Raw genomic sequence first — 18,639 nt, 5'->3', positions numbered from 1 at the left:
TGATCAAAAGCGATAGTTGTATTGCATACCTAAGGTAATCGAATCAACGCTGTAGTTACCGTTAATCGTTCCAGCACCTTGCTCGCTTGGATGTAGCGGTTTACGGTTGATGGTTGAATCTTTCAGCTGAACATAAATAGCCGCTAAATCGATCGAATTATTGGCGTTGATGTTGTAACGAGCGCCCAAGGCATACCAAATGCGATCACTATCTGGAATGCTTGCAATGCGCGTGGTTTCACTATCCTCAGGGGATTGGTCATAAGCCAGACCGGCACGGAACACCCATGATGAATTCGGGGTGTAAATCGCGCCAATTGAATAGCGGTTAGTGTCTTTCCAGTTATTAACCGTCACCGAATCAGCGCGACCATCGGCTTGAATACGAATTTCTTCAAAACGCGAGTGAGCAGTCCATGTGTAATCAGCCGTCATCGCCCATTCTGGCGTCAACTGATGAAAAGCATTGATAGAAAATGACTCTGGTGTTTCCACATTCAAAGTCGCTGCAGTGTTTTTCAGGCTTTGCCCAATCGGTGTCGCTTGCAACGCTGCGGGCACCGTGAACTTCAGGTCACCCTCAAGGGTATGTCTGATTTTTGAACGATATGCCACACCAACACGGGTTGACTCACTCAAAGTAAACAAAGCACCAAAGTTATAGCCAAAGCCAATGTCGTCACCATCCACCTCAGACTTTCCATCAAATGCAGGATTGCCAGACAACGCAGGGTTGCGAGTGGCCGTACCCAAATCCAAAGCCTTGCTTAAAGTACCTTTAATATATTGCGCACTCACACCCGCACCCAAAGAGACTGTCTCATTCACTTTGTAAGCAATCGACGGATTAAAATTCATCGTCTGAATTTGACTTTCCAAAGTTTGATAACGCCCTACCCAGCCCGGTTCATAATCGGTATGCGAGCCAAAAGGCACAAACACGCCCAAGCCAACCGTCATTTTGTCGTTAATTTGATGCGAAGCATAAAAATGTGGCACCGGTGTTGTGGTACCAAAATTACCGCCATTTCCACCGGTAATGGTCTTACCCGTTGCGGTGGTTGATTTAATATTGGTGTACTCGCCATCAGGAATAATCACATTCAAGACACCCGAAACTTGTGTACCTTCCAAACGAGTCAAACCGGCCGGATTGTAAAAAATCGTCGACGCATCCATCACCTCCGCAGCGCCCGAATTGGCCACCCCCTGATTACTGGCACTTTGCGTACCAAAATGGTAGCCCGACGCCATTACAGAGGCCGAACCCAACATTAAACTACCAGCACCAATCACTTTTAAGGAACGTACAAGCTGTTTCATATTTGAATCTCCAAGGGGTACTGCATTGAGTTCAGTTGGCTCCGAATTAACTCAGTCACCAACATTTATTCTGCTTCACACAATCGACCGATGAATTGCGTCTACATCGGCAGTTTCTAAATTTGAATCAAAATCATCAACCATAATCACTTCGCGTTTTAAGCGTCTAGCCCTCACGATCTCAGTATGTTCATCGGCCGTAATCAAGCCCAACGACAATGCTTCTTGTAAACGAGCTTTAGCGGTAATTGATTTAAGCTGGCCTTCACGTTGCGCACGGCGCAATTTGCTTTCGATGCCTTCAGTCGCAATCACTGCTTTCAATGCATGCTCAAGCACACCAACCGAATCGGTTTCATCTTTACTACGGTACATAAACTGCACCAAGCGATCACGTGATGCGCAAGGCTCCATCAAATTGCGTGCAATCCGAGTACCAACGCGATCTGCAGGCTGCGCCAAAGTCATACCACAAGGAAACACCACTCGACGCGCAAACCAAGCAACAAAACGATTTGGATGGTTAGCTAAAAAGCCGTGCATTGCTTCTTGGCAGTCGTATAGCGCAGTTTCTACCGCCCAACGTACCAATGGACGATCTTCTTTCGGTTGACCATCGTCGTGGAATTTTTTCAACGCCGCTGTCGCGATGTACAAATTCGACAACATATCGCCCAAGCGAGCAGACAGCTTCTCTTTAAACTTCAAGCTACCGCCGAGCGTCGCCATGCCGGTATCAGCCAAGAAGGCAAAAGCAGATGAGAAACGCACGATATCGCGATAGTTTTGTGCCGTTGGTCCATCAACAGGTGCAGAAACAAATCGAGCACCAGTCAACCCCATCCAAATGCTGCGCACCATATTTGAAATCGCAAAGCCAATATGACCGATCACCGCATCATCAAACGCCACCAAATCTTTATTCATCGCCGCTTTTAATTCACGCAGAACAAAAGGATGGCTGCGAATTGCACCTTGACCAAAGATAATCATGCTGCGCGTTAGAATATTTGCGCCTTCGACAGTGATCGCAACAGGTATGGCGTGATAGCCAAGAGCCAGATAGTTACGCGGGCCAATACATACCGCTTTACCACCATGCACATCCATTGCATCGTTCAATGCTTTGCGCATTTTTTCGGTATTGTGGTATTTCAAAATCCCCGAGATTACCGATGGTTTTTCACCTGAATCCAATGCGGTGAGCGCCAATCGTTGCGCCGCATCCATTTGGTAAGTCAAGCCACCGATACGACCCAAGGCTTCATCAACCCCTTCAAAGCGACCAATCGACAAACCAAATTGACTACGAATCCGCGCATATGCACCCGTGGTGTACGACGACAACATCCCAGTCGCCACCGACATCGCAGGTAAGGAAATGCAGCGCCCAACCGACAAGCATTCGACCAGCATTTTCCAACCTTTGCCGACGAAATCTTGCCCGCCAATCACCCAATCCATCGGGATAAATACGTCCTTACCCCAGTTCGGGCCATTTTGGAACGCGCTAGTGCCTGGATAATGACGACGGCCAATTTCAACACCTTCGTGTGCCGTTGGAATCAAAGCACAAGTAATGCCGATATCTTCTTTGTCACCCAGCAATTGATCTGGATCGTACAACTTGAACGCCAAACCCAAAATCGTCGCGACAGGGCCGAGCGTGATGTAGCGCTTTTCCCAAGTCAGGCGAATCCCGAGCACATTCTCAAAATAAACGCCGGTGCGCGGATCGGTATAGCTACCACGCGTCACCACACCAAAGTCAGGAATTCCGCCCGCATCAGAACCCGCCTCTGGGCTGGTTAATGCAAAACAAGGAATTTCTTCACCGACAGCCAAACGTGGCAAATAGTAGTTTTTTTGCTCGGCCGTGCCGTAGTGCTGAAGCAACTCACCTGGGCCGAGTGAATTTGGCACCATTACCGTGACGGCGGCCGAGCCAGAACGGGTCGCAATCTTGGTCACAACGCGGGCGTGGGCATAGTTACTAAATTCTTTACCGCCAAATTCTTTTTTGATAATCAAACCCAAAAAGCCATTTTTCTTAATGAAATCCCATGCTTCAGGAGAGAGATCTTTGCGCTTTTGCGTGATATCCCAGTCATTTAGCATTTCGCACAATTGCTCAGTTGGGCCATTTAAAAAAGCTTCTTCTTCCGCACTCAGCTTTGGCGCTGCATATTGATGCAATTTGGCAAAATCAGGCTTACCCGAAAAGAGATCGCGATCCCACCACACCGTACCGGCATCGACGGCTTCTTGTTCGGTTTGCGACATCGGCGGGGTAATTTTGCGGAACACAGCAAACAAAGGACCAGTCAAAATAGCGCGACGTATTGGTTTGAGATTAAGCACCAACAATGCAGCCAACAAGATACCCGTCACAGCAGGATGCGCCCCCTGCTGCAAGACGGCATAGCCAGCGCCAATCAACAAGAGCAATGAACTCCACCATAGTGGTGCTCGCGAATACGCTAACACCCCCAACAAAACCACAACAGCAATAATGCAAATTAAGATGGACATGTGATTCTCCGAGTGGTTTTTATTGCGCTGCTGGGCTATTGAGGCCCGCAGCAATAAATGGCATCAACATCTCAGCAACGAGCTGAGGGTCGCGCGCATTGACTAAGGGCTGCGCCATAAATAAACGCATAACGTTATTACCCGCAAACGCGTTAAACATTGCACTGGTCATAAAATGAAAGCGCCAATTGATTTCTGCGTTCGATAGATGCGGCAAGGCATGACTGAGCGCAGCCAAGTATTTGCGGGTCAATTCACCATAGCGTTGCGGAAGTTTTTCTTTTAAGACAGGATTGGGTTCGACATAACTACGAGCAAGTAACTTCACAAAAACTAGGCCACCGTACTCTGGATTGCTTCCCATCTCCATCGCTGCGGTCATAAATGCCTGCGCTACTTCGATGGCGGAATAATCGTTTTTATTTGTAGTGAGTTCGTCGATTTTGCGGATTGAAAGTTGCGCAAAAGGCTCTGCGCGACGCTCAAAGACAGCTTGAAATAAACCATCTTTTGAGCCGAAATAATAATTAACAGCCGCGATATTGACACCGGCAGCACTGGTGATTTGCCGCATTGAAGTACCAGCAAAACCATGCTCAACAAATAACAACTCGGCGGCATCTAAAATGCGCTGCGATGTTTCTAGCGCTTTTCCGGTTTCCATTTCCTACCCCAGTAATAACTTGATTTAAGTCAAATTCAAACGACTGTTTGAAAGTTAAATCCTGTCACTACATATGTCAAGTAGGAATCACTAATTTAGGGAATTTACCTAGATTTTTCTACAACACAACACCCAAAGCAGCTAGAACACCCACAAAATCTGGGCGTTGCATAACTTTAGCCTGCGCACACTCCGATTGAAGCTGATACAAATCTTGCTTCAATTGAGCCAGATCAGACGACCAATTCACTCGTGCCAGCAACTCCTCCAACAGACAAGAAAAAGCCCTCACTTCGACCCTCTCGATCCATTGCGCCGACAAACTGTCTTTATCATAGAATGCAGCGGCACCAAAATCCCCAAGATACGCATATCCATCCGCATTACGCAAAACATTATGCGCATACAGATCACCATGCAAAACCCCACGTTGATGCAAGTGCGCCGCAGCACTGGCGACGCATCGTGCAATATGGATCGCCACCGACACGCTCAAACTCAAATCGTCGGCATACATATCACGGGTGCAACTAACCAAGCTGGGCGGCCGCGCCAACACCGAAAACTCAGGCAAAATCAAAGGCACCAACAGGCCTTGCACACATTCAGGATGCCCCACCAACCGCGCCAACACACCAATCAAATTTGGATGCGAACCCGCAGCACTGCATGTCGCCATTTCGGTTTCAGGCAGGCCATCACTGGTTACTTGCCCCTTAAACAATTTCAGCGCGACACCCGACTTTACAGATTCAGTACAGCAATACTGAGCTTGATAGATCGCACCCGAAGCCCCTTCACCTAAAAGTGAACCCACTGTCAGTGCCGACCAAGGCACTTGAGCCAAATTTTGCTGCGCAAGGCGCTGTGCCACCAAGTCATCCCCCAAAGGATTCCCACCCAAGGCCAACCAAGACAGCCGAGGCAGCTCAAACAAGCACGCAGGCAGCTCCGCAAATTGGTTCGCCGCCAAGCGAATCAACTCTAACTGCTGGCAATTGACCATCGACACAGGCAGTTCGCGCAATTGGTTACCCGCCAACATCAATTTTTGCAAGCCAACACAATCACCCAAGCTATCCGGCAATTGAACAATTCGATTATCAGTCAACACCAACCAACGCAGTGATTTTGGCAAAGATGCAGCCGGAACCGAAGCAATCTGGTTGGCCTTAAATCCAATCATCGTCAACGCGGGGCAAGCGCCCAAGACAGCAGGTAGCTCAGTAAATAAATTATCCGAGCAAAAAATGATTTGCATCTTGTGCAAGCGCCACAAGTCATTCGGCAGACTGGATAACTGATTGCTAGATAGATTGAGCACCTCCAAATTATCGGCCAAATCAAAAATCTCCGATGGGAATTCGGTCAGTCCACACGACAAATCCAGCCTTTTAATCCCTTTTAGCTCTCCCGATTGAAGCTGCTGCAAAGTATGCGCGCTCATTGCTCTACCTCACCATCGAGATAAAACCAACGTCCGTCCTCACGAATAAAACGACTTTTTTCACTCAAGCGATGCGCCTTTCCGCCGACCTTGTAGCGAGCAACAAAATGCACCACACCCTCGTCACCAGCCTCACTAGCAAAATCGACCTTTAATCCCAACCACTTCACCTCAGTATCTTCAGTTAAATCCAAATCAGCCGGACGAGTCGACCCATGCCAAGTCGCCGCTAGATAATCAGCCAAGCCCAGCACATAGGCACTATAACGTGAGCGCATCAAATCTTCAGGCGTGGGCGCAGCAAGATTATCGTGATACACACCACAGCATTTTTCATAACTTGCAGCACGTCCACAGGGGCAGTTTATTAGCTTAAGTTGGGTATTTTTGGCAGTCATTTGAGCTTCAAGGCGAGTAAACTGGCGTATTGTTGAAATAAATCGTGAATAAGGCAATGAAAATCACCACAAGCCGCACAAAAATCACCGCCGCCATTTTTGATATGGATGGATTACTCATTGATAGCGAACGCATGTCACTCGCCTGCTGGCACGACGCGGCACTTGAACTTGGCCACAACATCAGCGAACACATCCCGCTGGGCATGATTGGGATGCACTCATCCAAAACCGAACACTATCTGCGTAGTGAGTTAGGCGATAATTTCCCTGTGGCCGCCCTGCGAGCAAGAACGCACGAGATTTACCTAGAGCGCAGCAACACCGCAATTGACTTGCGGCCGGGCGTCATTGAGCTTTTAGATTATCTGAAACAACAAACAATACCGTGCGCAGTTGCAACTTCAACACGGCGCAGCATTGCCATTCATCACCTTGAAACCACGCAATTACTACCGTACTTTCAATTTGCCGTATGTGGCGATGAAATCACCCACCCCAAACCTGCACCCGACATTTACCTCAAAGCCATTGCACAACTCAAGACACAAGCGTCTGAATGCATTGTCTTTGAAGACTCTAACTTTGGCGCTCAAGCTGGCCACGCCGCAGGATGCCGCGTTTTTATGGTGCCCGACCTGCGCCCGCCACTGCCTGAGACGCAAGCCCTGGGGCTGGAAATCATTGATTCACTCCACCAAGCCAAAGCCATACTAGCGGCCGAGCATGCGTAATAACGCTGATTATCTATTACTGATTGCAAAGCAACTCAATCGCCTGCAGCGCAGCCGCCAAGCTTTGCTGAGCGGCTGCGACACAGAAGCACTACATGATTTTCGCGTGCAATTGCGTAGTTTACGTACGCTGCTACCCTTGGCATTATCAAGCAAGAAGCAACCCGACCAGTCCATTTTGCGAGCTTGGCGTGGGCTAGCCAAACTCAGCAACTCACCGCGCGACGCTGAAGTTATGATGGACTTGCTCGGCAAGCAGATCATCGCAGTGCAAAAACAATCCCTTCAGCAACACTACAGCATCGGCATCATTCAACTCAAAACGATTTTGAGTTCACCACAACTGCAAAGCCTGCACCACAAAACCCTACAACAAGCGCACCTTCGCCTTGACCTACGTCGGCAACTTAAACGACGCATCCAGCAGCAACAAGCCAAATTGCGCCAATCACTATTGAATGAAAACCTCACCAGCACACCCAGCCTCAACGATTGGCACCACCGCCGTATCACCATCAAGCAACTGCGCTACCTAACCGAATTAGCCGCAGATTGGTCACTAGCCAGCACAACAAACCTATTACCCACGCTAAAAACTGCGCAAACAGCGCTCGGCCACCTTCAAGACAAGCACACCTTGACGCTATGGTTTGCAAATACAGAAATCCACCAGTCCGTATTTGAATCGACTGAACGCAGCTGGAACAAACTCATCACCCAATTGCTGGAAATGAACGCACCTACATTGCCTTAGCGTGAAGATACAACAAAGTCTTCTTGATTACCCATCAGCCCACACCACAGCCATGTTGATTGAAATTAACTAACGAAAACATTGAAACATACAATTTCAACTATTTATCAAGCTTCTTTATCATTCACTTCGTCGCTTTCAAATACACACCACAAAGGAATTACACCATGGCTATCATCAACACTGTTATCAAACCATTTAAAGCAACTGCGTTTCACAATGGCCAGTTCACCCCAGTAAGTGACGAGTCACTAAAAGGTAAATGGTCTATCGTATTTTTCTACCCAGCCGACTTCACTTTCGTTTGCCCAACTGAATTAGGCGACTTGGCTGACGTTTACAGCGAATTCCAAAAGCTTGGCGTTGAAGTGTATTCAGTATCAACTGATACCCACTTCACCCACAAAGCATGGCACGACGCATCAGATACCATCGCCAAAATCCAATACCCAATGATTGGCGACCCAACTGGCACGATCACCCGCAATTTTGACGTAATGATCGAAGAAGAAGGCTTAGCACTGCGTGGCACATTCGTCATCAATCCAGAAGGCGAAATCAAAGTCGCAGAAATTCACGATCTTGGCATTGGCCGCGATGCAAAAGAACTATTGCGCAAAGTGCAAGCAGCCCAATACGTAGCTAGCCATCCGGGTGAAGTGTGCCCAGCAAAATGGACACCGGGCGAGTCAACACTAAAACCGTCACTCGACTTGGTTGGCAAAATCTAAGTTCGCCAAAAGTAATGCATTCTTAATCCTTGCCGCTACGGCGGCTTGGATTTTAATGATCAGCCCATTCAACACAATACTAGCCAGGTATTAATCCGTAGCCATTACTAATTAAAGCCTACGCTGACATACCCACGATTCGGCTTATCAATAAAATTCACCGGAGTTACAAACATGCTTGATGCCAACATCACAGCCCAGCTATCGGCTTACCTCGAAAAATTGCAACAACCGATTGAACTCATTGCCTCATTGGACGATAGCAGCGCCGCAGCTGAAATTCGCGAATTAATCGGTGAAATCGCTGCACTCAATAGCAAAATCAGCGTGCGATTCGATGGAAAAAATGCCCGCAAGCCTTCATTTGCGATTGCTAGAGTGGGCGAAGCACCTCGAGTGAGTTTTGCTGGTATTCCACTGGGGCATGAATTTACTTCGCTGATTTTGGCTTTACTACAAACGGGTGGCCACCCGCCGCGAGTTGACGACGCTACGATTGCAACGATTAAGGGCATCCAAGGTTCTTTTGAATTTACGACCTACATTTCTCTGTCGTGCCACAACTGCCCAGACGTGGTGCAGGCGCTTAATTTACTATCGGTACTGAACCCGAACATTCGCCACGAAATGGTCGACGGCGCACTCTATCAAGCCGAAGTCACCGAACGCCAAATCATGGCCGTGCCGACAATTTTGCTCAATGGCCTGCCCTTTGGCCAAGGCCGCATGAGTCTGGAAGAAATCATAGCCAAAATCGACACCGGCAGCAGCGCGCGCCAAGCCGAAGAGATCAGCACCAAAGCACCGTTCGATGTATTGATCGTAGGCGGCGGGCCAGCAGGCTCTTCAGCGGCAGTGTATGCGGCACGAAAAGGCATCCGCACTGGTATCGTTGCCGAACGCTTTGGCGGCCAAGTGCTCGACACGATGGGCATAGAAAACTTTATTTCAGTCAAGCAAACCGAAGGCCCCAAGCTGGTTGCCGCGCTAGAAAGCCATGTGCGTGAATACGAAGTAGACATTATGAATTTGCAGCGCGCAGAAAAAATCGCTGCGAGTGACACCGCTTCAGGCAATTTGATTGAAATCCAACTCGCCAACGGCGCAACCCTGAAAAGCCGCAGTGTCATCATCTCAACAGGCGCACGCTGGCGCGAGATGAATGTACCGGGCGAACAAGAATACCGAGGCCGTGGCGTCGCCTACTGCCCACACTGCGACGGCCCGCTCTTTAAAGGCAAGCGCGTTGCGGTCATTGGCGGCGGCAATTCAGGTGTTGAAGCGGCTATTGATTTGGCGGGTATCGTCGCGCATGTCACTTTGCTTGAATTTGGCGACACTTTGCGCGCTGATGCCGTATTGCAAAAGAAATTACGCAGTTTGAGCAATGTCAGCATCATCACCAACGCACAAACAACAGAAGTCTTGGGCGATGGCAAAAAGGTCAACGGGCTAGCCTACAACGACCGAATTAGTGGAGATGCGCAACATGTGGAGCTGGAAGGTATTTTTGTACAGATAGGCTTATTGCCCAATACCGACTGGCTCAAAGGCACCCTCGATTTGAGCCCTCGCGGCGAAATTGAAGTCGACAGCCACGGCCGCACCTCAATGCCCGGCGTCTTTGCCGCTGGCGACGCGACCACTACGCCGTTCAAGCAAATCATCATTGCGATGGGCGAAGGGGCAAAAGCATCGCTCAGTGCGTTTGATTATTTGATTAGGGATGGAAAATAGCTAATAAAAAACCGCCATTTACTGGCGGTTTTTTATTAAGACAAGAGCGAGCCATTTATCTTGGTATTTGGCTACAGCCTATATTTATCATTACATGGCAAACAATACACCCAGCAATACCCAAACATTAAATGGCTTAATGCTTACCAGTACTCCCAAAACCACCCTCGCCGCGATCGCTCTCAGCAAACTCATCAACGATATTAAAACCAACTTGCACCACAGGCACAATCACCAATTGGGCGATACGCTCAAGCGGCTGAATCGTAAAGCTGGTGCTGCCGCGATTCCAGACGGAAACAAAAATTTGCCCTTGATAATCTGAATCAATCAGACCGACCAAATTGCCCAAGACGATACCGTGCTTATGGCCCAAGCCTGAGCGTGGCAAAATCATCGCAGCTAAACCGGCATCATCTAAATGCAGCGCCATACCCGTTGGCACCAAAGTAGTTGCACCTGGTGCGAGTTCAACCGATGAGTCCAAGCAGGCACGTAAATCAAGGCCAGCAGAGCCGCTAGTGGCATACGCAGGTAGATTTTCTTTTAAGCGCTCATCTAAAATTTTAACGTCGATGGTGGTCATAATATTTTCCTAGTTGGATTAAAAATAATGGGGCATGCCAGCACTAAGTCGCATGAGTAGGACCTTACAAGGCATGACTACTGCTCGGTTTTAGCGGTCTGCTCTGCATCGTACAAACGGGCAATGTGTGCAATCAATTTGCGAGCAATATCCAGCTTAGGTGCGCGCGTCAGACGGGTTTCGCCGCTGTCATCGAGCAAAATCAATTCATTATCTTCGCGCCCCATCGCTTGCTGCACAAGGTTGGCGGCGAGCAAGGGCAGTTTTTTGCGTTTACGCTTCGCCTCGGCGTATTCGAGTAGATTTTCTGATTCAGCGGCAAAACCCACGCAAAATGGCGGATTGGGTTTGGCCGTAATATTGGCCAAGATGTCGGGATTCGGCCCCAACTCCAAGGTCAGAATGTGGGCGTCTTTTTTGATTTTTTGCTCTGATGGATTAAGTACATAGTAATCCGACACCGCGGCCACACCGATAAAGATATCAGCGGTGGCAATTTCATTATCTACCGCATTGAGCATTTGCTGCGCACTTTGCACATTAATCCGGCGTGAACCAACTGGCGTTGGTAAAGCCGTTTCGCCTGACACCAAAATCACCTCAGCCCCAGCCTCGTAGGCTGCGCGCGCAATGGCGTAGCCCATTTTGCCCGAGCTGGTATTGGTAATGCCGCGTACGGCATCGATGCGTTCAAAAGTCGGGCCTGCGGTAATCAATACCATACGTCCAAGTAACAACTTAGGCTGTAAACCCGCTTCAAAAAACTCAAAAATATGTTCGGCTTCCAGCATGCGGCCGTCACCCACTTCGCCACAAGCCTGTTCGCCCGATCCAGGGCCAAAAATAACCACGCCATCGGCAACCAATTGCGCCACATTGCGCTGATTGGCGGGGTTTTCCCACATCTGCTTATTCATCGCTGGCGCGACAATCAACGGACAAGTTCGAGCCGCGACCAAGGTCGAAAGCAAATCATCACAATGGCCATGCGCAACTTTAGCCAAAAAGTCCGCTGAAGCTGGCGCAACCAGCACTGCCATCGCGCCCCGCGTCAAATCAATGTGCGCCATATTATTGGGCATGCGCGCATCCCACTGATCGACAAACACCGGATGACCCGACAAAGCTTGAAACGTCACCGCGCCGACAAAATGCGTGGCGGCTTCAGTCATTACCACATGCACTTGATAGCCTGCTTTAACCAAGAGCCGTGTTAATTCAGCCGATTTGTACGCAGCAATGCCGCCAGTAACACCTAAAACGATTTTTTTATGACTCACAGCGTAAGCCTCTGCTATAGCGAATGATCACAGTTTAACAAGAAACCACGATGTCCATCACCGATTGGCCCGCAGATTCTCGCCCCCGTGAAAAATTACTGTTGCATGGCGCAGCTACACTCAGCGACGCTGAATTACTGGCGATCTTTTTACGCGTTGGGATTCCCGGCAAAAGCGCCGTAGATTTAGCTCGTGATTTGCTGCTGCACTTCGGCTCTTTGCAAGCCTTGTTTCAAGCCAAACTGAGCGATTTTGATGCCATCAATGGCGTTGGCAGTGCTAAATATGCCCAATTGCAATCGGTGCTCGAAATGAGCCGCCGCGCACTCATCGAGCAACTCAAAGCGCGCGACTCGTTCACCAATCCCGCTGCCGTGAGGGATTTTCTACAGTTGCGTTTACGTGGTTTGAATCACGAAGAATTTCATGGCCTATTTTTAGACAATAGCTACAAGCTCATCGCCGCTGAAAAACTATTTTCAGGCACTTTGGCCGAAACGCGGGTTTATCCGCGTGAGCTAGCGCGCCGTGCGCTCGAGCACAATGCCGCAGCGCTGATCGTCGCTCACAATCACCCTTCGGGTTGCGCCGAAGCCTCACCCGCCGATTTATTACTGACTCGCCAATTACAGCACGCCCTTGAATTGCTCGACATCAAGCTACTAGATCACTTCATTGTTGCAGAGCATGCAGTGGTATCGCTCGCAGAACTCGGCCACCTCTAAACACGAAGAATCAGCGCCTCAGTAGCAAATTTGCAACACTCCAAGTCAAGCAGCAGTAAAAAAAACACCTCCCTCGTAGACAAAAAAACCCAATAAAACAGTGAAAAAGCATCTGTTACGCTCAGTTTAAGTCAGGACTGTTGCTACACAGATACAGGAAAACACTCATTTGAGCGCTCAATTTGCCCAAGCAAGATTGATTGCCTTCTAATGGCAAGGTACTTGAATTTTTACTTGTACTTACAGAAAAATATTCGACCATCTGGAGAAACTCGATGACCATCGCTCGTCTCAGCCTTATCGCAGCAGCTGTTTTATCTATCACTGCATGCGGCAAACAAGAACCTAAAGCACCAGAAGCAGCTAGCGTTCCAGCCGCTTCAGTTGTAGAAGCAGCGCCAGCACCGGCGGCTGAAATTACTGTCATCAAAATCGGCCAAGCAGGCCCATTGACAGGCAATATCGCTCATTTGGGTAAAGACAACGAAAATGGCGTAAAAATGGCCATCGACGAAATCAATGCAGCAGGCGGTGTTGACATCGGCGGTAAAAAACTGATGGTCGAAATGATTTCAGAAGATGACCAAGCCGACCCAAAAACAGCAACTACAGTTGCACAACGTTTTGTTGACCAAAAAGTAAACGGCGTGATTGGTCACTTGAACTCTGGCACAACTATCCCTGCATCAAAAATCTACAATGACGCGGGCATCCCACAAATTTCTCCATCTGCAACTGCTGTTGCCTACACGGCACAAGGCTTTAAAACTGCTTTCCGCGTGATGGCTAATGATGCGCAGCAAGGTAAAGTATTGGGTCAATTCGCCGTTAAAAATGGCGCGAAGAAAATCGCCATCATCGACGACCGCACTGCCTACGGCCAAGGTTTGGCGGATGAATTCGAAAAAGCAGCCGTAGCAGCAGGTGCAACGATCGTTAAACGCGAATTCACGACCAACCAAGAAACGGACTTCAACGCCATCTTGACGGGCATTAAAGGCAGCAAGCCTGATTTGATTTTCTTTGGCGGTATGGATGCACAAGGCGCACCACTGAAAAAACAAGCTAAAAAATTGGGCATCACTGCCGTGGTCATGGGTGGTGACGGTGTACAAACACCAGAGTTCATCAAATTGGCGGGTGCCGATGCTGAAGGCATGTTGGCTTCTATCCCAGGCGTTCCAACTGAATCAATGCCAGGTGGTAAAGAATTCCTCGTCGCGTACAAAACCAAGTTTGGTACCGACGTTCAACTTTACGCACCATTCACTTATGACGCAGTTAAAGTCATGATCGGCGCGATGCAAAAAGCAGGTTCTGCAGAACCGGCAAAATACTTGCCAGAACTTGCTAAAACTGAATACAAAGGCATCACTGGCCCTATCGTATTTGACGAAAAAGGCGACTTGAAAGATGGCTCAGTGACCATTTACGCAGTCAAAGGCGGTAAATGGGTCATGAAAGAAATCGTAGGCCCAGCACCAGCAGCCCAGTAATTTTTGACTAAGTACGACAAAGGGAAGCTCAGGCTTCCCTTTTTTTCATCACAGCAATCACAAAGTCCCTCATGATTGATGATCACGCCCACCGCATTCATTTAGCCATCAGCTACATCCACGCTCATTTTGATCAAGACATTCAATTGGCCGACTTGGCAAAAGCCGCCCATTTTTCCCCCTATCATTTTCACCGCGTGTTCACCGCGATTCAGCACGAAACGCCGAATGACTTCCTGCGCCGCGTTCGCATTGAACGAGCAGCCAATTTGCTCTTGATTTACCCGCCCTTCCCCATGCAGCAAATTGCGCTTGATTGTGGCTTTAAATCACAAGCCTTGTTTTCGCGTGCATTTCGTAATCACTTTGGCATGACAGCACGCGACTGGCGTAAAGGCGAACAATGGACTCTGGACGGTTTAAGCTACAACTGGCGTCAGCAATCTCACAAAAACAATGAAAACATTTTGCAAGATAGCAAGAATTGCAAAGTACCCCATACAGATAAACTCATAGAATCAATACCCGATACACAGCTCCAAGCAGCACTGGAAGCTGCCAGAAACGGTGAATTACCAAGGCAAATTTCAGGTCTTAAATTTGAAAAAATGCCGAATTATCGATGGGTGTATTTTTGGCAAAATGGCGTTGAACTTGAGCAAATGTTTACGCTCTGGCAACGCGTCGCGCACTGGGGGCAAGCACACGGATTAACGAATGCGAACAGCAGCTTGGTTTCACGCATGATCGACAACCCTAACGTCACCGATCATCAACACTGCGCTTACGCCGTTGGCTTGTTGGTTGATGCCGAATTTAAAGCTGAACCTAAGCACCTCGTCGCCGAACTTGTTGCGGGGCAATATTTAGTGGTCGATTTTTGCGGCACCGTCGCCGATTCGATGATTTTGGCCGAGTACGTTTTTAACTATTACTTACCGCAGAGTAAATGGGCGTTTGATGAAAGCCGCCCCGGCCATACGCTAGGGCCAATCAAAGATCCGCAAGAAATACTGGTCACCAGTACTGAATTTACTTACAAGCTTTGTGTGCCAGTCAAGAAACGAAGATAGCACCATTAAGTGTATTTGATTACAAGCATTGCTAAATATAACTCTTACATCAATACCCAAGGATAAATATGCAGCGCCACCTCATATCAGTCGTCATCGCATTCAGCCTCAGCTCAGTATTTGCAAGTGACTTATCCAGCTCGCCCAAAGTGCAAAATCAAGCTTTAGCGCAATTTAAGACCGCCACACCTGAATCGGTCGGCCTCGACTCGGCCCAGCTCACCAAAATGCTCAGCTACTTGCAAACGCCAGGCTTTGATATGGAAAGCATCATCATCGCGCGCCATGGCAAAGTGGTGCTCGAAGCTTACGTTGCGCCTTTTCATGCGGGCATTCCGCATCAAGTCAACTCAGTCACCAAAAGCTTTATGGCAACTTTGATTGGCATGTTGATTAGCGATGGCAAGCTCAAACTAACCGACACCGTCGCCGATATTTTGCCGCAATACGCCGACTTGCCGAATGCCAAACTGATTACTGTTGAGCAATTGCTGGGCATGAAAACGGGCTTGTTATGGAAAGATAGTGGAGAAGGAACAGATTGGTTAATGGTCAAACAACAATCAGATTGGGTCGATGCATTTCTTAAATTGCCCATCGAAGCCGATTTGACAGGTAGTTACAACTACAACAGCGGAGGCTCAGACCTACTGGGTATTTTGGGTGAAGCTACGCTCGGTAGCTCTTTAGCCGACTATGCAGATCAGCGTCTATTTAAGCCACTAGGCATTACTAAAACGCGCTGGGTTAATCTCGACCAACAAGGCCATATTGGCGGTGGACGCGGACTCTACATCATGCCACGCGACATGCTTAAACTAGGTGAACTCTATCGACAAAACGGAGCATGGCAAGGTAAGCAAATTCTGCCTGCTAGCTGGGTGCAATACGCCACATCGCCAATGGTTAATGCATGGGCTGAAACCCATTACGGCGCACAATGGTGGGTAGAGAAAAATCGTGAGTGGTATAGCGCACTAGGCGCACGAGGGCAATTTATTGCTGTTTTCCCAAAAGACGACATCATAGTCGTGATGACCTCACGCAATCAAGACCGTTCTGATTTTGGTCTCAGTGCGCTGCGCGAATACTATTTAAAAATTAAAGACCCACGCGATGAAAACCCAATCGCGTTCGCTGCGCTACAAGACAAAATCACGCAGCTTGCCACACCAACCGCTACCTCAAAACTGCGCTCACCACTCGAAAAAACCATCAATAAACGAAAAATTGATTTAGAAAACACGACATTCTGGGGAAATCAACTGACGTTTGAATTTAACGATGATGTCGCCACCATCACAATGTCACCACGCAGCATAGGTCTAGGTGACCAACCCTTCATCATCCAAGCCAATTTGGGTGATACATGGCTGCATACCCCTGTAAAGCCTGTCGATAATCGTTGGCAAAAATCAGGCCCAGAATCAATGCGCGCCGCGCGAGCACAATGGCTGGACAACAACACCTTACAATTCGAGGCGATGGACGTGGATGAATCGTACAGCGTCAATTACAAAATCAAATTCAAAGGCAAAAAAGCCACCCTGCTCAATATGAACGACTCCGTCGCCAGCCAAGGCAGCCTGCGCTAGGCATTTTATTCACGTCAATTTGATAGCTCGACCAGCAAGGAATTTAATTATGCGGATGAAATTTTGTAGTTTGATTCTACTGCTGGCGAGTGGTTTGAGTTACTCCAGCACGAATGACTTACCCACCAGTTCACCCGAAGCGCAAGGGATCGATTCAGCACAGCTCAATGCAGCGCTAAAAGAGATTCAAAAATCTGGCAAACCCATTGATAGCATCTTAATCATGCGTAATGGGTATATTGTTCTAGATAGCTATTTTTATCCTTACCAGCCCAATACCCTGCACGACCTGCGTTCAGTCACCAAAAGCGTTACCTCAACGATGCTGGGAATTTCAATTCAGCAAGACAAACTCAAAGGCCTCGATCAGCCGATGCGGCCTTTTTTTGCTGAACAGCTCAAAGGCGATATTGACCCACGCAAGGCCGCGATCACGCTCGGCAATCTGGTCGATATGCATTCAGGGATTGCTTGGCATGAGTGGCCGTATACAGAGCAATCGAGCGCGTATCAGATGATTAAAAGCCCCGACTGGAATCAATTCGTTCTCACGCAAAAAATGGACGATAAACCGGGTCGGACTTTTAATTACAACGGTGGCAATATGAATTTGCTATCCGAAGTCATACAGCAGGCTTGGGGCAAGCCGATGCAAGACGTCGCGCAGCAGCAACTTTTTAAACCCTTAGGGATTACACAGTTCACTTGGGGGAAAAGTCCACAAGGCCAAACCATCGGCGAGGCTGATTTAATGCTCAAACCGCACGACTTAGCGCGACTTGGGCAATTATGGCTGCAAGATGGCGTTTGGCAAGGCGAGCGTTTACTGCCCGTCGGCTGGACCGCTAATTTGGTCGCGGATGCCAAGGCAGCACAAACTTATGCCTATCGCCGTGGTTTTTGGTTAAATTTAGGCCAGCAGTATTTTCAAGCAGCAGGTCGACACGGGCAATTTATTCGTGTAGATCCAACACAGCAGTTGGTGATCGTGACAACGGGGAGGATTCCCGACCAAAATATCGATGAATCAACCCTCAATCAATTGCATCAATTAGCCAAAAACAGCAGCCCCTTACCCGCGAATACAGCAGCAGAAGCGCAATTGACGGAGACGATCCGTGCGCTAGGTTCATCGCCCGAAGTCAGCAACACGCGTGATTTAGGCAAGAATTGGTACAACAAAACGTGGCGTTTTGCGGCAAAGCCATGGGGCATAGAAGCGATCAATATCAAGCCGGACCCTAAGGATGATGGCGCTTTAATTTGGGAAGTAGACTGGAAAGGTGATTGGCTTGCTAAAGGCAAAAACATCTGGCCGGTCGGTATCGATGGCGCTTATCGCAGCAAGCCAGATAGCAGCGCCAATAATCTTAAGCTACACGCCCGAGGTCGTTGGCTCAATGAAACAACACTGGAGCTAACAACTCGCTACAACGAGGGCTCTACGTATTGGAAATACGCATTCAAATTCAACAAAAACAGCGTTGATCTCAAATACACCGATGATGAATACAATAGCGGCCAAGCCACAGGCCATTTAGTCACAAGCCCAAAGGATTAAAAT

General features: G+C 48.5%; 16 protein-coding genes. 9 read left to right on the top strand and 7 right to left on the bottom strand.

What is annotated here, in order from left to right:
• Nucleotides 1-3: 3 nt before the first annotated feature.
• The 5 genes from K4H28_RS05480 to K4H28_RS05460 form a co-directional block, all read right to left on the bottom strand.
• Nucleotides 4-1,323, bottom strand: coding sequence for an OmpP1/FadL family transporter (locus K4H28_RS05480; RefSeq protein ID WP_221007376.1), 1,320 nt, complete (start codon nt 1,321-1,323; stop codon nt 4-6).
• Between the two features lie 75 nt (nt 1,324-1,398).
• Nucleotides 1,399-3,855: an acyl-CoA dehydrogenase gene (locus K4H28_RS05475; protein WP_221007375.1), complete on the bottom strand. Its 2,457-nt coding sequence runs from the start codon at nt 3,853-3,855 to the stop codon at nt 1,399-1,401.
• Nucleotides 3,856-3,874: 19 nt separating this feature from the next.
• Entirely contained in the window at nt 3,875-4,519 is a 645-nt protein-coding gene (locus K4H28_RS05470) for a TetR/AcrR family transcriptional regulator (protein ID WP_221007374.1), read from the bottom strand.
• Nucleotides 4,520-4,637: 118 nt separating this feature from the next.
• A complete protein-coding gene (locus K4H28_RS05465; RefSeq protein ID WP_221007373.1) occupies nt 4,638-5,966 on the bottom strand; it encodes a leucine-rich repeat-containing protein kinase family protein in 1,329 nt (442 codons plus the stop codon).
• Nucleotides 5,963-6,364, bottom strand: a complete 402-nt coding sequence (locus K4H28_RS05460) for a YchJ family protein (protein ID WP_255573631.1) — start codon at nt 6,362-6,364, stop codon at nt 5,963-5,965. Before K4H28_RS05460 ends, K4H28_RS05465 begins: the two co-directional genes overlap by 4 nt.
• Before the next feature lie 56 nt (nt 6,365-6,420).
• Between K4H28_RS05460 and K4H28_RS05455 the strand changes: the two genes are divergently transcribed.
• From K4H28_RS05455 to ahpF, 4 genes are all read left to right on the top strand, one after another.
• Complete coding sequence (locus K4H28_RS05455; RefSeq protein WP_221007372.1) at nt 6,421-7,098, top strand: HAD family hydrolase; 678 nt, start codon at nt 6,421-6,423, stop codon at nt 7,096-7,098.
• A complete protein-coding gene (locus tag K4H28_RS05450; protein ID WP_221007371.1) occupies nt 7,091-7,852 on the top strand; it encodes a CHAD domain-containing protein in 762 nt (253 codons plus the stop codon). The genes K4H28_RS05455 and K4H28_RS05450 overlap by 8 nt, the downstream gene beginning before the upstream one ends.
• 167 nt (nt 7,853-8,019) lie before the next feature.
• Nucleotides 8,020-8,583, top strand: coding sequence for an alkyl hydroperoxide reductase subunit C (gene ahpC / locus K4H28_RS05445; protein ID WP_221007370.1), 564 nt, complete (start codon nt 8,020-8,022; stop codon nt 8,581-8,583).
• A 174-nt stretch (nt 8,584-8,757) separates the two neighbouring features.
• Nucleotides 8,758-10,320 (top strand): alkyl hydroperoxide reductase subunit F, encoded by a 1,563-nt coding sequence (ahpF, locus tag K4H28_RS05440; protein WP_221007369.1) that lies wholly within the window; start codon nt 8,758-8,760, stop codon nt 10,318-10,320.
• A 136-nt stretch (nt 10,321-10,456) separates the two neighbouring features.
• Here ahpF and dut read toward each other — a convergent pair whose 3' ends face one another.
• Together dut and coaBC are read right to left on the bottom strand one after the other, a co-directional pair.
• Nucleotides 10,457-10,909, bottom strand: a complete 453-nt coding sequence (gene dut, locus K4H28_RS05435) for a dUTP diphosphatase (protein ID WP_221007957.1) — start codon at nt 10,907-10,909, stop codon at nt 10,457-10,459.
• A gap of 74 nt (nt 10,910-10,983) precedes the next feature.
• Complete coding sequence (gene coaBC / locus K4H28_RS05430; RefSeq protein ID WP_221007368.1) at nt 10,984-12,186, bottom strand: bifunctional phosphopantothenoylcysteine decarboxylase/phosphopantothenate--cysteine ligase CoaBC; 1,203 nt, start codon at nt 12,184-12,186, stop codon at nt 10,984-10,986.
• 50 nt (nt 12,187-12,236) lie between these two features.
• On the opposite strand from coaBC, the gene radC reads away from it, so the two are divergent.
• From radC to K4H28_RS05405, 5 genes are all read left to right on the top strand, one after another.
• A complete protein-coding gene (radC, locus tag K4H28_RS05425) occupies nt 12,237-12,911 on the top strand; it encodes a RadC family protein (protein WP_221007367.1) in 675 nt (224 codons plus the stop codon).
• 275 nt (nt 12,912-13,186) lie between these two features.
• Nucleotides 13,187-14,407: a branched-chain amino acid ABC transporter substrate-binding protein gene (locus K4H28_RS05420; protein ID WP_221007366.1), complete on the top strand. Its 1,221-nt coding sequence runs from the start codon at nt 13,187-13,189 to the stop codon at nt 14,405-14,407.
• Between the two features lie 71 nt (nt 14,408-14,478).
• Nucleotides 14,479-15,480 (top strand): AraC family transcriptional regulator, encoded by a 1,002-nt coding sequence (locus tag K4H28_RS05415; protein WP_221007365.1) that lies wholly within the window; start codon nt 14,479-14,481, stop codon nt 15,478-15,480.
• Nucleotides 15,481-15,548: 68 nt separating this feature from the next.
• Complete coding sequence (locus K4H28_RS05410; RefSeq protein ID WP_221007364.1) at nt 15,549-17,075, top strand: serine hydrolase domain-containing protein; 1,527 nt, start codon at nt 15,549-15,551, stop codon at nt 17,073-17,075.
• Nucleotides 17,076-17,124: 49 nt separating this feature from the next.
• A complete protein-coding gene (locus K4H28_RS05405; RefSeq protein ID WP_221007363.1) occupies nt 17,125-18,636 on the top strand; it encodes a serine hydrolase domain-containing protein in 1,512 nt (503 codons plus the stop codon).
• The last annotated feature ends 3 nt before the right edge of the window (nt 18,637-18,639 follow it).

It is taken from the genome of Deefgea tanakiae, from assembly GCF_019665765.1.
GTDB lineage: Bacteria > Pseudomonadota > Gammaproteobacteria > Burkholderiales > Chitinibacteraceae > Deefgea > Deefgea tanakiae.
Note: the sequence above shows the minus strand (reverse complement) of the source record. Positions and strands in the feature narration are given on the sequence as shown.

Bases quoted from the DNA above. Each gene is read 5' to 3' on its own strand.
- K4H28_RS05480 (WP_221007376.1), bottom strand. From the start codon at position 1,323: ATGAAACAGCTTGTACGTTCCTTAAAAGTGATTGGTGCTGGTAGTTTA.
- K4H28_RS05475 (WP_221007375.1), bottom strand. From the start codon at position 3,855: ATGTCCATCTTAATTTGCATTATTGCTGTTGTGGTTTTGTTGGGGGTG.
- K4H28_RS05470 (WP_221007374.1), bottom strand. From the start codon at position 4,519: ATGGAAACCGGAAAAGCGCTAGAAACATCGCAGCGCATTTTAGATGCC.
- K4H28_RS05465 (WP_221007373.1), bottom strand. From the start codon at position 5,966: ATGAGCGCGCATACTTTGCAGCAGCTTCAATCGGGAGAGCTAAAAGGG.
- K4H28_RS05460 (WP_255573631.1), bottom strand. From the start codon at position 6,364: ATGACTGCCAAAAATACCCAACTTAAGCTAATAAACTGCCCCTGTGGA.
- K4H28_RS05455 (WP_221007372.1), top strand. From the start codon at position 6,421: ATGAAAATCACCACAAGCCGCACAAAAATCACCGCCGCCATTTTTGAT.
- K4H28_RS05450 (WP_221007371.1), top strand. From the start codon at position 7,091: ATGCGTAATAACGCTGATTATCTATTACTGATTGCAAAGCAACTCAAT.
- ahpC (WP_221007370.1), top strand. From the start codon at position 8,020: ATGGCTATCATCAACACTGTTATCAAACCATTTAAAGCAACTGCGTTT.
- ahpF (WP_221007369.1), top strand. From the start codon at position 8,758: ATGCTTGATGCCAACATCACAGCCCAGCTATCGGCTTACCTCGAAAAA.
- radC (WP_221007367.1), top strand. From the start codon at position 12,237: ATGTCCATCACCGATTGGCCCGCAGATTCTCGCCCCCGTGAAAAATTA.
- K4H28_RS05420 (WP_221007366.1), top strand. From the start codon at position 13,187: ATGACCATCGCTCGTCTCAGCCTTATCGCAGCAGCTGTTTTATCTATC.
- K4H28_RS05415 (WP_221007365.1), top strand. From the start codon at position 14,479: ATGATTGATGATCACGCCCACCGCATTCATTTAGCCATCAGCTACATC.
- K4H28_RS05410 (WP_221007364.1), top strand. From the start codon at position 15,549: ATGCAGCGCCACCTCATATCAGTCGTCATCGCATTCAGCCTCAGCTCA.
- K4H28_RS05405 (WP_221007363.1), top strand. From the start codon at position 17,125: ATGCGGATGAAATTTTGTAGTTTGATTCTACTGCTGGCGAGTGGTTTG.